General features: G+C 61.6%; 17 protein-coding genes. 10 read left to right on the top strand and 7 right to left on the bottom strand.

The annotated features are described in order from the left end of the window. Positions 1 to 74 precede the first annotated feature (74 nt). Entirely contained in the window at positions 75 to 1,136 is a 1,062-nt protein-coding gene (locus HNR38_RS09545; RefSeq protein WP_183702849.1) for an alpha/beta hydrolase fold domain-containing protein, read from the bottom strand. A gap of 98 nt (positions 1,137 to 1,234) precedes the next feature. On the opposite strand from HNR38_RS09545, the gene HNR38_RS09540 reads away from it, so the two are divergent. From HNR38_RS09540 to HNR38_RS09510, 7 genes are all read left to right on the top strand, one after another. Beyond that, positions 1,235 to 1,906 (top strand): SDR family oxidoreductase, encoded by a 672-nt coding sequence (locus HNR38_RS09540; protein WP_183702846.1) that lies wholly within the window; start codon positions 1,235 to 1,237, stop codon positions 1,904 to 1,906. Continuing rightward, the gene (thpR, locus tag HNR38_RS09535; protein WP_183702843.1) at positions 1,906 to 2,481 is read left to right on the top strand and encodes an RNA 2',3'-cyclic phosphodiesterase; all 576 of its coding nucleotides are present in this window, start codon (positions 1,906 to 1,908) and stop codon (positions 2,479 to 2,481) included. Before HNR38_RS09540 ends, thpR begins: the two co-directional genes overlap by 1 nt. Positions 2,482 to 2,490: 9 nt before the next feature. Continuing rightward, positions 2,491 to 2,883, top strand: a complete 393-nt coding sequence (locus tag HNR38_RS09530) for a hypothetical protein (RefSeq protein WP_183702840.1) — start codon at positions 2,491 to 2,493, stop codon at positions 2,881 to 2,883. A 7-nt stretch (positions 2,884 to 2,890) separates the two neighbouring features. Continuing rightward, positions 2,891 to 3,511, top strand: a complete 621-nt coding sequence (locus HNR38_RS09525; RefSeq protein WP_183702837.1) for an ABC transporter ATP-binding protein — start codon at positions 2,891 to 2,893, stop codon at positions 3,509 to 3,511. Then, positions 3,498 to 4,298, top strand: a complete 801-nt coding sequence (locus tag HNR38_RS09520) for an ABC transporter permease (RefSeq protein WP_183702823.1) — start codon at positions 3,498 to 3,500, stop codon at positions 4,296 to 4,298. The genes HNR38_RS09525 and HNR38_RS09520 overlap by 14 nt, the downstream gene beginning before the upstream one ends. Before the next feature lie 63 nt (positions 4,299 to 4,361). Continuing rightward, positions 4,362 to 5,366, top strand: a complete 1,005-nt coding sequence (locus HNR38_RS09515; RefSeq protein ID WP_183702820.1) for a CobW family GTP-binding protein — start codon at positions 4,362 to 4,364, stop codon at positions 5,364 to 5,366. Further along, on the top strand, positions 5,363 to 6,010 hold the full coding sequence (locus tag HNR38_RS09510) for a class I SAM-dependent methyltransferase (protein ID WP_183702817.1): 648 nt from the start codon (positions 5,363 to 5,365) through the stop codon (positions 6,008 to 6,010). Before HNR38_RS09515 ends, HNR38_RS09510 begins: the two co-directional genes overlap by 4 nt. Here the strand turns inward: HNR38_RS09510 and HNR38_RS09505 are convergent. The 5 genes from HNR38_RS09505 to HNR38_RS09485 form a co-directional block, all read right to left on the bottom strand. After that, positions 6,007 to 6,987, bottom strand: coding sequence for a PA2778 family cysteine peptidase (locus HNR38_RS09505; RefSeq protein WP_246362581.1), 981 nt, complete (start codon positions 6,985 to 6,987; stop codon positions 6,007 to 6,009). The two genes, HNR38_RS09510 and HNR38_RS09505, sit on opposite strands and share 4 nt — an antisense overlap. Positions 6,988 to 7,011: 24 nt before the next feature. Further along, positions 7,012 to 7,413, bottom strand: coding sequence for a PA2779 family protein (locus tag HNR38_RS09500; RefSeq protein WP_183702811.1), 402 nt, complete (start codon positions 7,411 to 7,413; stop codon positions 7,012 to 7,014). A gap of 93 nt (positions 7,414 to 7,506) precedes the next feature. After that, complete coding sequence (locus HNR38_RS09495) at positions 7,507 to 8,253, bottom strand: glutamine amidotransferase (protein ID WP_183702809.1); 747 nt, start codon at positions 8,251 to 8,253, stop codon at positions 7,507 to 7,509. A 16-nt stretch (positions 8,254 to 8,269) separates the two neighbouring features. Continuing rightward, a complete protein-coding gene (locus HNR38_RS09490) occupies positions 8,270 to 8,995 on the bottom strand; it encodes a YebC/PmpR family DNA-binding transcriptional regulator (RefSeq protein WP_183702806.1) in 726 nt (241 codons plus the stop codon). Between the two features lie 128 nt (positions 8,996 to 9,123). Beyond that, positions 9,124 to 9,924 carry an oxygen-binding di-iron domain-containing protein gene (locus HNR38_RS09485; RefSeq protein ID WP_183702803.1) on the bottom strand — a complete coding sequence of 267 codons (801 nt, stop codon included), beginning with the start codon at positions 9,922 to 9,924 and terminating at the stop codon, positions 9,124 to 9,126. A 284-nt stretch (positions 9,925 to 10,208) separates the two neighbouring features. On the opposite strand from HNR38_RS09485, the gene HNR38_RS09480 reads away from it, so the two are divergent. The 3 genes from HNR38_RS09480 (at position 10,209) to HNR38_RS09470 (ending at position 13,674) form a co-directional block, all read left to right on the top strand. Further along, on the top strand, positions 10,209 to 11,330 hold the full coding sequence (locus HNR38_RS09480; protein ID WP_183702801.1) for an AI-2E family transporter: 1,122 nt from the start codon (positions 10,209 to 10,211) through the stop codon (positions 11,328 to 11,330). A gap of 110 nt (positions 11,331 to 11,440) precedes the next feature. After that, positions 11,441 to 12,583: a zinc-binding dehydrogenase gene (locus HNR38_RS09475; protein ID WP_183703366.1), complete on the top strand. Its 1,143-nt coding sequence runs from the start codon at positions 11,441 to 11,443 to the stop codon at positions 12,581 to 12,583. Next, complete coding sequence (locus HNR38_RS09470) at positions 12,583 to 13,674, top strand: proline racemase family protein (protein ID WP_183702799.1); 1,092 nt, start codon at positions 12,583 to 12,585, stop codon at positions 13,672 to 13,674. Before HNR38_RS09475 ends, HNR38_RS09470 begins: the two co-directional genes overlap by 1 nt. Positions 13,675 to 13,694: 20 nt before the next feature. On the opposite strand, the gene HNR38_RS09465 is transcribed toward HNR38_RS09470, so the two are convergent. Next, positions 13,695 to 14,597, bottom strand: a complete 903-nt coding sequence (locus HNR38_RS09465; RefSeq protein WP_246362579.1) for an AraC family transcriptional regulator — start codon at positions 14,595 to 14,597, stop codon at positions 13,695 to 13,697. Between the last annotated feature and the right edge of the window lie 108 nt (positions 14,598 to 14,705).

The raw sequence follows: 14,705 nt of genomic DNA, 5'->3' as shown, positions 1-14,705 counted from the left end.
GTCTCCTTGTCATTGTCATGCCAATCCCTTCTGAGATTAGCAGGGGCATGCGGGGAGCGGGTATTAGCGGACTACTACACCTGATCCGCCTCGACTGCCTGCAGGAATGCCCGGATATCCGCGAACGCCTCCTCCGCTTCCGGCAGTTGCCGGGGAAACATGTGCCAGACATGCACCAGGCCGGGCCAGAGGTGTAACTGAGCCGGTGAGCCGGCATTGCGGGCGGCGGTCACGTAACGGCGGGCGTTATCAACGAGCATTTCCTGATCGGTGGCATGAACCAGCGTTGGCGGCAGATTGTGAAGCGCACCACGCAGGGGTGAGGCAACCGGGTTGGCGGGGGACAGTCGGAACCCCAGCAACGTGACCCACCACAGCAGCGGCAATGGCACCCGTTTCAGGCCCCGGGTCATCGGGCCCAGAAGCGCATCGGTGGCCATGTTGTCCCGGTTGCTGGGCGCGGTCAGGGTGAGATCGGTGGAAGGGGCCAGTGCCACAGCCGCATCGGCCTGCCGCAGCCCCTGGTCACGAATCCAGGCGATCAGGCTCAGGGTATGGCTACCACCGGCCGAATCGCCCGCTACCACCAGAAAGTCCAGAGCTTCGGGGCCATCCGGTCCGTTTTCCAGCAGCCACTGATAGGCTTCGCGACAATCCCGGATGCCGTCCATAAACCGGTGCTCCGGCATCAGGCGGTAATCCACAGCGAACACCGCGGCATTGGCCAGTTGCGAAAAGCGATCGGTGATGGCCCGGTGACTGCGCGGGCTGCCGGCGGCCCAGGCACCGCCGTGAATGTAGAGCACACGCCGCCGGCTGTCGGCACCGGGCGCCAGCACCCATTCGCCCCGGGGCTGCGAATTGGACCGGAATTCCGACTGCATGGGAAGGTCGTCGTTGAGGTGGTCCATACAGTGGCGCAGCGTCTTCAGCCGGGCCTTGCCTCTGGCTGCCTGGGCAGCCTGCTGGAGTTGCCGGATGTCACTGAGCACCGAAGCGAGGCCGTCGCTCGGAGTCTGGTCCCGCACCGGGTAATGAGCCTGATCCAGGTGGGACAGATCCTTTATCCGGAACAGGAACCGGGGGGCAGCAAGCAGGACGAGGGCGATGGCAATAAGGGTCAGGATGAATTCCACAATGTATCCCTGTAGATTCGGCGGCAGTGGCTTTACAGTGTATGCCCATAGGGCTTACATGAGCCAGAGAACGTCACCCGATGAATTTGGGAGGAATAATGAGTACACCTGATGTCGTCGTGATTACCGGGGCAAACCGGGGAATCGGACTGGAACTGGCACGCCTGTATGCAGGCAGGGGTAGTGAGGTGATCGGTGTCTGCCGTCAGAGCTCGGAAGAGCTGGCAGGCGTAGCGAGCCGGGTGATCGACGGTATCGATGTGACCACTGATGACGGCGTTAACAGGCTCAAGTCCGGCCTGGACGGTGTGTCGGTGGATCTGCTGATCAACAATGCCGGTCTTCTGAGGGACGAGCAACTGGGCAATATCGATTTCGATTCCATCCGTGAGCAGATGGAAGTCAACGCCTATGGACCGTTGCGGGTGGCGGAAGCCCTGATCCCGCTGATGAAGGAAGGCAGCCGGATTGCCAATATCACCAGCCGGATGGGGTCGATTGCCGACAACGACTCCGGCGGCAAGTACGGTTACCGGGCCTCCAAGGCGGCGCTGAACGCCTTCGGCAAATCCCTGGCAGTCGACCTGAAATCCAGGGGCATTGCCGTCGCCCTGCTGCACCCGGGTTATGTCAAAACCCGCATGGTGAACTTCGGCGGCCTGATCACTCCGGAAGAATCGGCCATGGGTCTGGCTGAGCGGATTGCCAACCTGACGCTGGAGAACAGCGGGTCGTTCTGGCACAGCAATGGTGAAGAGTTGCCCTGGTAATGGCTGGGGCATCAGGGCGCGGCACCGGGCGTGATGGCCCTGAAAAGCGGGTGTTTTTCGGGCTGGAACTGCCGGTGCCGGTGCGGGATCAACTGCTGACCCTGCCCGTTCCCGTTGAGGGAGCCCGCTGGCAGCGGGCGGATCAATTGCATTTGACACTGGCGTTCGTCGGCGCGGTGTCACCGGCTCAGCTGTCATCCCTCATTGGCTCAGCGTCGCAGTTACGGGCCCCGCGCTTTGATCTGGAAGTGACCGGGCTGGGCGTGTTCGGTCACCCGGACACGCCCCGCAATCTGTGGGCGGGGGTTCAGCCAACGGCTCCGGTTACCCGGCTGCATGAACAACTGGTGGCCTGCCTCGGTGACCATGGTTCCGGCAGCGTGGCCGGAACGTTCACCCCTCACATTACCCTGGCACGCTTCCGCAAGGGCGCCGGACCGGTGCGGGAACTGTTGGCAGAGCAACAGGAAACCCGTTTTGGCCTGCTGCCGGTCCGGCACTTCGCCCTGTTTGAAAGTACACCGGGGCAAGACGGCTCGGTTTACACTGTCATCAGACGTTTTTCACTTGATTAGAGAATCCTCATGGAAAAAACAAGAATGACCATCGTTGCGGTGACCGGCATCGCGCTGTTCTTCCTGGCGAATTACCTTTGCCGGTTCCTGCTGGGGTTTACCGGGCTGCTCGCCTCCGTACTGATTGCACTGGCCATTGCCATCTACATGGGGTTCTCGGTCGCACGAGCCCTGCAGCGAGTGCCAGCGGCCGCGGAGCGGTCACGGCTGCTCTGGATTTACGGCGGGTTCCTGGGTGCCCTGTTTGCGGCGTTTACCGCCTGGCTGTTTCTCGGCGAGGGTTTCAACGCCGTTATTCTGGCGACCATCTTTCTGCATTACCTGCCGTATCCGGCCCTCGCGCATGTGATGTTGTCCGAGGGCGTCCAGCGCCGCTTCCTGGGAGGCCCCCGACAGTCATGACGGGCGCATGGAGCATGCGGTAATGGACCTGTGTCTTCAGGAGGTCTCCGTCGGGGCGCTCAGGGGTGTGTCGCTGACCATCGGCTCGGGCGAGGTAACCTGTCTTTCCGGTCCTTCCGGTTCCGGTAAAAGCCGTTTGCTGCGGGCCGTTGCAGATCTGGATCCCCATGATGGCCGGATTTTTCTGGGCGAGGACGAACAGAACGCCATGCCTGCCAACCGGTGGCGTGAACAGGTGATCATGGTGCCGGCGGACAGTCAGTGGTGGTATGACGCGGTGGGCGACCATGGTGTTGACCGGGACGATGCCATGATTGACCGGGTCCCCGGCATGGGCAGAGAGGTTCTGGACTGGCCGGTGAACCGTCTGTCTTCCGGTGAGCGCCAGCGCCTCGCTTTGTGGCGGGCGCTCGTTCGCAACCCCCGGGCGCTGCTGCTTGATGAGCCCACCGCGAACCTCGACGACGACATGGCCGAGGCGGTCGAGCGCTGGTTGCTGGATGAAATCCGCCGCCGGCAAATGGCTGTACTCTGGGTGGCCCATGACCGGGCCCAGATTCACCGGGTGGCGGATCATCACGTTGCAATCTGTGGCAGTGCTCTGGAGGCTCGCGATGCAGGTGATTGATCTGGCCTGGTGGAAGCTGGGGCTCGCCGCCTTTCTGGTACTCGCGCTGGCAGGGCTGAGTCTGTACGGTCGCCTGGGGCTTGCCCGCAATCTGTTGATTGCCGCCGCCCGCACGGTTATTCAACTGGCTCTGATCGGTCTGGTGCTGGAGGCACTTTTCGCTTCGGCCCACGTATACTGGGTGGCTGTCATGGCCCTGGTGATGCTGCTGGTGGCCGGCCGCGAGGTGATGGCGCGACAGCAGCGCCGCTTGCGGGGCGTCTGGGCGTTCGGCATCGGCACCGGCGCCATGTTCCTTTCTTCCTTTGCCGTCACGATTCTGGCCCTGACGGTGATCATCGGACCCTCACCCTGGTACGCGCCCCAGTACGCGATTCCCCTGCTGGGGATGATGCTCGGCAACACCATGACCGGCGTGGCCCTCAGCCTGGACCGCCTGAACGAATCGGTCTGGAGCCAGCGGGCACTGATCGAGAACCGGTTGATGCTCGGCGAAACCTGGGCATCCGCCATGGAGGGGATCCGCAGGGACGCCATGCGCAGCGGCATGATGCCCTCGATCAATGCCATGGCCGCCGCCGGCATTGTCAGCCTTCCGGGAATGATGACCGGCCAGATTCTGGCGGGCAGTCCGCCTGCGGTCGCGGTCAAATACCAGATTCTGGTGATGCTGCTGATTTCAGTAGGTACCGGTTTCGGTGCCGTGATGGCTGTCAGCTGGGGCAGTCGCCGTCTGTTTGATGAGCGCCAGCGCCTGCGTCTGGACCGCCTGGTGCGAACGCAATGATCAGAGCGTATGGCCGTGGCTGAGCCTGAAATGTTATATTGTAACAATTTGAGGTGAAAGCCGATGTCTCAACCTGTCCACGCCATTCCAACCACTCTGATCCTGGGGTTTCTCGGGGTTGGCAAAACCACCGCCATACTGGATCTGCTCAGGCAGAAGCCTGCCGATGAAACCTGGGCTGTTCTGGTCAATGAATTTGGCGAAGTGGGTATTGATGGCGCCATGCTCCAGACCGAAGGCGCCTATGTGAAAGAAGTTCCCGGTGGCTGCATGTGTTGCGTGGCAGGACTGCCCATGCAGATTGGCCTGAATCAGCTGATTCATCGGGCCAGACCGGACCGGCTACTGATTGAACCTACCGGTCTTGGGCATCCTGCCCAGATCATCCAGACCCTGACTCAGGAGCACTATCTGGATGTCCTGCACATGGGCCCGGTGATCACGCTGGTCGACCCCCGGAAACTGGGCGACGAGCGGGTGCGGGAAAACGTGCATTTTCGGGATCAGGTGGCGGCTGCCGACATCCTGGTGGCGAACAAGACGGACCTGTGTACACCGGCCCAGCTCTCGGATTTTGACCGCTGGGCCAGTGCTCTTGAACCCGCCAAGCAGCAGATTTTCCATAACGGGAGCAACGGGATGGCGGCAGACTGGCTGCATGGCGAGCCGGATCAGCGGCCAGTCAGTGACCCGCACGCTCATGGGCACCATCGGCACGATGAGACGCCCCCGCCAGAGCCGGCGGATATCCAGGCCCAGCCATGGCAGATGGTTGAGAACCGGGGGCAGGGCCATTTCAGTCTTGGCTGGCGGGTGCATCCGGAGGATGTGTTCGATGAGAGCCAGTTGCTGGCGCTTGCCGGTGATGAGTCTGTCGTCCGCTTCAAGGCTGTGGTCCGGACACCGGACGGCTGGCGCACGATGAATGTTGTCGATGGCGTGGTAAGCACCGGGCCCACCGAGCCACGGGACCTTAGCCGTCTGGAGCTGATCAGTGAGTCCGTCATTGATGCGCCGGCGCTCGATCGGCTGGTGCGCTCGGCTGCAGGCAGGGAACCGGTGCAATGACTGCCGACGAATCACTCCTTTGTCCGGTCTGCGAGCAGGGACGGACCGGGCCGTTCAGAACCCTCGGGCAGCAGGTGTATCTGCGCTGCGACGTTTGTGAAGCGACGATCATGGCACCCGAGTCCCGCCTGCCTGAGGATGAGGAACGCAGGGTCTACGAACTGCACGACAACCATCCGGATGATCCGGGCTACCGCCGGTTTCTGTCGAAGGTCATGGACCCGCTGTTGCCCAAATTGCCGGCAGGCGCCCGCGGGCTGGATTACGGCTGCGGCCCCGGGCCGGCCCTGGCAGCTATGTTTGCCGGCGCGGGGTTTGAGATGTCGCTCTATGATCCTTTCTTCTATCCGGATCCGGCGACCCTGGAGCGCCGGTACGATTTCATTACCTGCACCGAGGTAGTGGAGCATCTGCACCGTCCGGCCGACGTGTTCCGGCAACTAAACAGCCTGCTTGAACCGGGTGGCTGGCTGGGCATCATGACCTGTTTCCAGACCGACGACAGCCGGTTCGACCACTGGCATTACCGCCGGGACCCGACCCATGTGGTGTTCTATCGTCAGGGCACGTTTGAATGGCTGGCCGAGTATTACGGTTGGCACCTGGAGATTCCGCGCAAGGATGTGGTGCTGATCCGGCGTTAGTTGGTGTCGCCTTCGCCGGGTGCTACAGGGCATTCGGGAACCGGCGGGCAGCTCTGCATGCCTGGCGTGCTTCGGCTGAAATCTTCGTCATCAAAGGTGTTTGGCGCCAGTTCCATGGCGCAGCTCAGGGCTTTTTGTGCGCCGTCCTGGCAACCGACCGAATCCAGGGCATGGGCGAGGTTGTTCCAGCCCGGGGCATAGTCCCGAAAGCGGTCCACCAGGCGCGTGAAATGGCCCAGCGCCCGATCGGTGTTGGCCAGACTGTATTCCAGATTACCCTGTGCCAGCAGGGGTGTCGGGGTGTCCGGCCAGCGTTGTTCCGCAGCCTGGTAGGCCGTCAGGGCATCACCATAGTGCCGGGTGGTTTCCAGGTCGTGAGCCGAGCGCAGGAAGGCCACCGGCTGAGCTGTGGCCGGGAGTTCCGACGGCGGCAGGGCGACCACGGCCCAGCGTTCGGCCCGGTTCCAGGTGGCATGGAATACGTCGTATGCCATGGCGTAGTGTTCCCGGGTGTCTGTGTTCAGGATCAGTGTCTGCGCATCGTGGTTGTATCCGACCACGACAGCGAAATGCCACTGGGGCCACCAGTCCAGCCCGAGGTTCTGCATCACCAGCACGGGATTGCCCGCTGAGACTTCCGCGAGAATGTTGTCCACTTCCGGCTCCAGGGGATAGACCAGCATGCCGTAGTCCCTGGCAGTGGCCACCAGTTCCACCTGCAGGGAGCCTTCCCGACCCGGGATATAGACTTTGTCCTTGAGTTCCTCCGGGCTGGTGTTGAGTCCCTGGGTATTCAGTACCGTGGCGAGCGCGGCCGGGCCGCACTGGTACTTTTCCTGGGGGTAGAAAGGCACGTCCGGCACCAGCACGTCGGCATCCGACTGGACAACGGTGTCGGCCGGACCGGCAGGATCCTCAGGCCAGGGTGGGGCGGAAGCGCAGCCAGCCAGAGCCATGACCGTCAGAACAACGGCCATGGCGGGGAACCGTTCGGGCATGGCTTAGCGGATACAGCGCACGAACGGGAACAGGTCGGTGGCGCAGAGCATGTCGGTGACGATGAACACCAGCAGGAACAGCACAATCACACCAACCACGCCTTCGCCGGCCGGAGCCTCAGCGAGCTGTTGTTCGAAGTCTGCCAGTTCCGACGGTGTCAGGTTCTGGATGCGCTCGGCAACCTGGTCCTTGCTGACCCCGAGGTCCGCGAGCTTTTCCTGAACTTCCTGTTTTTCCAGCATGTCCAGCAGCTGCTGGCGGTCCAGTTGTGTCTGTTCCTGCTGGATAACGTCACCAGTGCCTACCATGCTGGCCTGGGCAACGGTTGAAAAGGTGGTGGCCAGAGTCAGGACCGCAACCATGGCCAGTGAAATCTGTTTCAGGTAGCTACGTATTCCGGGCATGTCAGACTCCTTTGTTCAGGTTTGCATTTACCCTAGGCTCAGGTGTCCGTTTATTCAACCGGCCGACCGCGTTTTGCCATTAACGTTGCGTCATCATCCCAGCCAGTGGCTGTGTACCTGACCAGAGAACAGGGTGAGCACGGATGAGGCTTCCGGCGCAGACTGCACCCGGGCTTTCAGTGCCGATACATCAAAACCTTCCTGTGCCAGTTCCGGTTGCTGGACGTCCAGATAGGCGGACATGATCGGGGCGGTGAATTCCGGGTGGAACTGCACGCCCCAGGCGTTGGGGCCCACACGGAAGGCCTGGTGCGGCTCGAAGTCGGAGCGCCCCAGCAGGATCGCCTCCGGGGGCAGCCGGAGTACCGACTGCTTGTGGGTCAACTGGGCGTCGAACCGGCGGGGTAACTGACTGAACAGCGGATCACTGCTGGCGTTGTCAGACAGGGTGACCTCATGGGTGCCGGTCTCCCGGCCCTCGGGATGGTAGCCCACTTCGCCGCCCAGGGCGTGGGCCAGCAACTGGTGGCCATAGCAGACACCGAGTACCGGGACTCCGGATTCCACCGCCTGTCGCACCCAGGCGGCGGTGTTTTCACTCCAGTCCGGCCGCTCGCTGACCATGGCGGGCGAGCCGGTGATAACCACGCCCTGCCAGTCGGCGGGATGACCGGGCAGGGGCTGCGTGGTGACATCCACCACGCTCAGGTCCAGGGTGTCCGGCAGGCCACGGATAAACCAGGCGTCGAAATCCCCGAACTGCTCTCGGATCGGGGGGTAGGTGGTTCCGGTCTTCAGGATGATCACCCGGGGTGCGCCCTGTGTCGGTTTGCGGGTCATGGCCTTGGGGCTCCTGTCAGTCCTGCGGCAGTTCAGCGTTATGGAACACGTTCTGGACGTCGTCCAGGTCGTTCAGCATGTCCATGAATTTCTCGAACAGCGGGATGTCGTCGCCTTCCACCGGCGTGGTGGTCTTGGGCAGGAACTGGATTTCATCGACATCGAACTCGATCCCCTCGAACGCCGCTTCCAGAGCCTGCTTGGCCTTGGCGTACTCGGTGTTGGGTGTGAACACGGTGATCTTGCCGTCCTCGTGCTCGATGTCGGTGACATCCACGTCGTCTTCCATCAGGGTTTCCAGAACGGCTTCCTCATCGTCGCCGGAGAAGGCAAAGATGGCGCAGTGGTCAAACATATGGGATACGGCGCCGGGGGTGCCGATCTTGCACTTGGTTTTGGTGAACGCCAGGCGCACGTCACCGAAGGTGCGGTTCGGATTGTCGGTCAGGCAATCGATGATCACCATGCAGTTGCCCGGGCCATAACCCTCGTAGCGGGCAGCGGAGTAATCCTCGCCACCGCCGCCCTGGGCCTTGTCCAGGGCCTTTTCAATAACGTGGGCGGGCACCTGATCTTTCTTGGCGCGTTCGATCAACCCCCGCAAAGACAGGTTGGCCTGCGGGTCCACGCCGCCGGCTTTGGCGCAAACGTAGATTTCACGGCCGTATTTGCTATAGACCTTGGTTTTTGCGGCGGCCGTCTTGGCCATGGATTCTTTGCGGTTCTGGTAGGCTCTGCCCATCTGTATGCCTCTCGGGTTTTCAGAAAAAAAGGATTTTACTGAACCCGGAGGCGATGGAACAGGGGCTCACCGGCCCCGGGCGGGAAAGGAGGGTTTCCGCATCCCTGCGGAAACCGGGGAAATCGCCGTCAGGCGTAGTCCAGCGGCTGCTGGTAGTTGTCCTGGGAGACCAGATCAATGCCACAGTCGACGCTTGAGACCCAGTCCAGGAAGCGGTCGACCATGTCGCGGCCTTCGAAACGCTTGCCGTGCTGGGGCACGATCATTTCCACGTCCATCTTGCGGACCATGTTGGCCCACATCTGACAGACTTTCTTGGAGGCGATGTACCGGCGGTGGAAACCGATCATGGTCGGCACGTGCTTGTCGAAATCGGACACGGGCTTGTGATCGTCCTCGCCACCCAGGGATGCCCCCAGATCACCGGAAAACAGGATCTTGGAAACCGGATCGTAAAACTGGAGGTTGCCCACCGAGTGCATGAAGTGAGCCGGCAGGCACTGGATGTAGGTGTCGCCGAAAGTGACGTTGATGCCGCCGTCCGGCACGCTGATGATGCGATCGTAGACGCTGCCGCTGAGCTGGTTGGTCACGTAGCTGGAGACCAGGTGAGGCAGGAACCGGGCCCAGAGTTTGGAGGTGACGATCTTGGCGCGGGTGTGCACGATCCAGCGGTCAATGGCGCCGATGATGTCCGGATCCTGGTGGGATGCGAAAACAAAGTCCATATCCCGGATGTTCATGTACCGGGAGGCCGCAACGGACAGAGGCGTGTAGGTAAGGTCCCCGCCCGGATCGATCAGCGCTTCGTGAGTGCCGTCAACAATAAGGAACTGGTTGGACTGCACGCCCTCGCCAGTTACCAGGGTATCGAACATCAGGCATTTGTGGTGCCCGTCGTCGAACAGAATAATCGGTTCAGCCGCCATATCGGTCTCCCGCTACATTCAGGCGTGGTGCCCTCACGGCGCCGTCTGCGCATCAAGGGCCTGATATTGCAATTAGCGCGGCAGATTACCGAAACACGGGGAACAGCCTCTTGCCGCAGATCAAGAATCTGATATCCGTCAAGGCACCTGCCGCTGTCCGCGCCATTACATCATGTTTGTAATGCCCTGATAATGCGTCCCATCACAACAGTGCGCTACACTGGCAGGTCTTTTCCATTACACAGGGGGTATGGAGGCCAGTCCGGCTCCATCGGGAACCATTCATGGGTCAGCAACCAGTCGAACAAACCGAACAGACACAAACAACCGAGTCGGATTCCGTTCAGGTGGGGCATTCCCTGACCGATCTTTCCACCCCGATCTACGGCATTTTCATTCTTGGCATCCTCTATACCCTCTATGTGGCTCACCAGATCGTGCTGCCGATCATTCTGGCAATCCTGGCCAGTCTGCTGCTGGCGCCCCTGGTCAAAAAAGCGCAGGTAAGCTGGCGGGTCCCCAGGGTGTTCAGTGCCCTGATCCTGGTTCTGCTGGTTCTGGCCGGGATTGCTGGTATCGGTGCCGCCGTGGCAACGCCGGCCATGGAATGGGCGCAGCGGGCGCCGGAGGGGGTGTCACGCCTGCTGGTAGGCGACAGCGAGATCATGCGCCAGATTGACAAGGTCAGCCGCTCGGCCCAGGAAGTGGAGCAGTCGGTGGAGGGGCTGTCCAAGGAGCAGGGCCAGGAGCCTACCACCGTGGTGCTGCAGACCGAGTCCTGGCGCAGCCAACTGATGTCCAAGGCTCGCAACGGTATTGCCGGACTCGCTCTGGCCCTAACGCTGACCTATTTCCTGCTGGTCAGTGGTGACCGGCTGATCCGGAATTTCGTCAAGCAACTGCCACGGCCGCACCGGTCGACGGTCCTGCGCATCACCCGGGATTCCCAGCAACAGATCGCCCAGTACCTGGCGGTGCTGGGGTTGAGCAATACCTCCGTGGGCCTGCTGACGGCACTGATATGCTGGGCCATTGGCCTGCCGGATCCCGCGGTGTGGGGCCTGGTTGCAGGCCTGGCCCGTTTTATTCCCTACCTGGGCAATATGCTCACCATCGCCTTGCTGGTGATTGTCTCGGCCCTGAGTCTGGACACCATCTGGATGATGGCTGTTGCGCCGCTGAGCTTTATTCTGCTGACCACCATCACCGGGGTGTTTCTGGAACCCTGGATTCACGGCTTCCGGATGGCGATCAACCCTATCGTGATCTTTGTCTCGATCTTCTTCTGGGGCTGGCTCTGGGGGCCGGTGGGGGTGCTGCTGGCGGTGCCGCTGATGACGGTTATCCAGGTGGTGCTCAAACAGATTCCCCGGCTGCGGCCGGTGTACAAGGTGATTGCCCGTTAGCGTCTGCGCCGGGCGGCTAATGGATATCCGTAACAGCCCCTGACACTGGCGGTGATCTTTCCTATTCTTGGCGGATACCAAATCCATCAGACAGGGAGACGCTGTTGCCCATGATTCCATCCTCCATGAAGGCCATGGTCCTGACCGGCCATGGCGGTATCGACAAGCTCGAGTACCAGGATGTGCCCGTGCCCCAGCCTGGCCCTGGCGAGGTGCTGGTGCAGGTGACTGCAACCGCGAAGAACAACACCGACCGCAAGGCCCGTGAGGGCCTGTATCCCACCAAAAAAGGCGAGATGACGTCGTTCCAGATGGGCGGCAAGCCGACGCTGACGTTTCCACGGATTCAGGGAGCCGATGTGGTTGGCCGCGTGGCGGCCGTTGGCGAGGGTGTCAGCGAAAGCCGCGTGGGCGAGCGCGGGCTGCTGGATTTCAATATTTACGCCGATGATCGCACAGACATCAATCTGACTCCGGACTATTACGGCCATGGCGCGGACGGCGGCTATGCCGAGTATGTGGTGGTGCCGTCCGACCAGTTCCACCATATTGCCAATCCGCTGGTGACCGATGCCGAGCTGGCGTCCATGGGCATGTGCTCCTACCAGACCGCCATGCACATGCTCACCTCCGCAGATGTATCCGAAGGTGAACATGTCCTTGTGACCGGCGCCAGCGGTGGCGTTGGCACCGCGCTGATCCAGTTGTGCCGCATCATGGGCGCGATCCCCTATGCCCTGAGCCAGCAGAGCAAAGCGCAGGCGCTGCTGGATCTTGGTGCCGAAGCCGTGCTGGACCGCGGTGACATGGAGACGTTTGTGGACCGGGTGAAGCAGGCGACAGGCGGAAAACCGCTCGATGCGGTCATGGATCTGGTGGGCGGTGAAATGACCGATCGTTTCATCGATGCCATGATCTTCGACATGAACGCCCGCCGTACCTATCCGCGCCTGAGCATTGCCGGCGCCAGTGGCGGAAACATCAGTGAGATCCTGTGGACCCGGATCTACCTTTACCAGGTCCAGATTTTCGGGGTTTCCCACGGCACCCGCGACGAAGCCGCCCAGTTGATGCAGTGGATACGGGACGGACAGCTCAAGCCGGTGCTGCACGGCGCTTTCCCTCTGTCCGAACTGCACAGGGCGGAGGAATACTTCATGAACCGGGGCAGCAACTACCTCGGCAAGATTGTGATCGTGCCTGATGAGCAATGGCAGGTGCACGGTGAACCCCACGCCCTGGAGGCTGACTGATGAAACCGGAACTGAGCATCCAGTTGATGGACACCCACGCCGGAGGCGATGTCAGCCGCATCGTCACCGGCGGCATTGATCTGCTACCCGGCGATACGGTGCGTGCCCAGATGGAATACCTGCGGGACGACGCCGATGGCCTGCGCCGCTTGCTGCTGGAAGAGCCCTACGGCATTCCGGAAATGTCGGTGGACCTGCTGGTGCCGGCCACCGATCCCCGGGCCGCGGCCGGCTACATCATCATGGAGGTGATGGGGTACCCGATCTATTCGGGGTCCAACACCATCTGCACCGCAACCGCGGTGCTGGAGTCCGGCATCGTGGAAAAGCGGGAAGGCCGGCAACATTTCATGCTGGAATCGCCGGCGGGGCTGGTGAACATTGAAGCAACGGTTCGTGACGGAGTGGTAGAGGCCATCACCTGCGAGGGTCTGCCCAGTTACATTGACACCTACAAAGCCAGCATCCATGTGCCGGACCTTGGGGAAGTGACTTACAGCGTGGCCTACAGTGGAGGTTTCTACGCGCTGGTGGACGCCCGGGAACTCGGCTTTCAGCTGAATATGGATGAGGAGCAGGCGCTGTCGCGCACGGCGTACGCTATTGTTGAGGCGATTCAGGCCGAGCGGGGCTTCTCCCACTACACCCTGGGGGATGTCGGCCCGCTGCCGTTCCTGCATTTCATGGGCCCGGTTGAACACGTGGCCGATGGCTACTACCGCTCCCGGTCAGCGACCTATGTGCACCCCGGTGTGATCTGTCGCAGTACCACCGGCACCGGCACCTCAGCCCGCCTGGCGCTGATGAACTACGAAGGCAGCATCCGCCCGGGGGATCGCCTGGAAACCATCTCGCTTCGGGAGACCGGGTTTATCGGTGAATTCACCTCGGTGGAGCAGGCCGGCGACTATCAGGTGGTGAAAAACAGCATCACCGGCAAGGGCTACGTCATCGCCCGTTCCGATATTGTGGTGAACTGCGACGATCCCATGGTGGAATGCGGCAGTCTGCACCATATCCTTTCCAGCCGGCACCGGCATAACCTGTCGACACCGGGCAATGCCGACGTCCTGCCCTCCGGTAACGACTGACGTTCCGTCAGCGCCCGGCCTCAGTGCCGGGCGGTATGCCGGTAATCACTGGGCGACTTGCCCATGACTTTCTTGAACAGCCGGGAGAAATAGTAGGCATCGTCGTAGCCGAGTTGCCGGCTGATGTCTGCAAAGCTCTGGCTGGTGGTGTCCAGCAACTGGCAGGCCCGTTCCACCTTCAGATGCAGGAAATGCTGGATCGGTGAGGTGCCTGTCTGCTCCCGGTAGCGGGTGGCGAAGTGCGCCGGCGATAACCCGGAAAGCTCGGCCAACTGGCCCAGTGTCAGTCTCTTCTCCAGATTTTCCCGCATGTAGTTGTGCAGGGTATCCAGCTCCGCCTGGCGTGCTGGCCCGGTTTCGTCAGCAATCAGCGGTATGGCTGTCATCAGTTGGCGCAGCCGGTTGCTGGCGTGCACCAGCCCGCGGGTCCGGAACCCGGTTTCCCGGACGGAAAGAAGGCCGTTGAAGTCTACCAGCAGTCTGGGCTGGCGGCCCAGTCGCCGAATCCGTGTGCCGTCATCGAATCCCATGTAATCACCAAAGGCCTGTGCCTGGGGGCCGGTGAAATGCACCCAGTGGATACTCCAGGGATTGTCCGGGTCGGCTGTGTATCGGTGGCTGGCGCCAGCCGGCAGTAATACCAGGTCGCCCGCCTCGACGGTGTAGGGCTCGCCAGCGACGTTAAGGAACGCCTTGCCGTCGGTGCAATAGATCAAAAGATTGTCACGATGATGCTCGCGGTGCATGTGATGGCCGGCGGCCCTGCGGTAGTGGCCGAACGCCAGCGGGTAGAGTTCGCGGGTCAGCGGGTGACTGGCCAGCAGGCGGACGATCGGCTCCGGAACCACATAGCGCACACTGTCTGCAGGGACCGGCCACTGGGAAGTCTGGGTGATCTGGGGCGGATGGGCTCTGTCATTCATCGAAAAATAATCCATCACCGGCGAAATTTAGTCAATCACCTTTACGTAAACTGCGTGCTAGTCTTTTCTGAAATCACCGTTTCACGGGGCCATGATGGTGCCGGTGAA

Source organism: Marinobacter oulmenensis (assembly GCF_014201735.1).
GTDB classification, from domain to species: Bacteria; Pseudomonadota; Gammaproteobacteria; order Pseudomonadales; family Oleiphilaceae; genus Marinobacter; species Marinobacter oulmenensis.
This window is presented reverse-complemented; position numbering and strand designations above follow the sequence as displayed.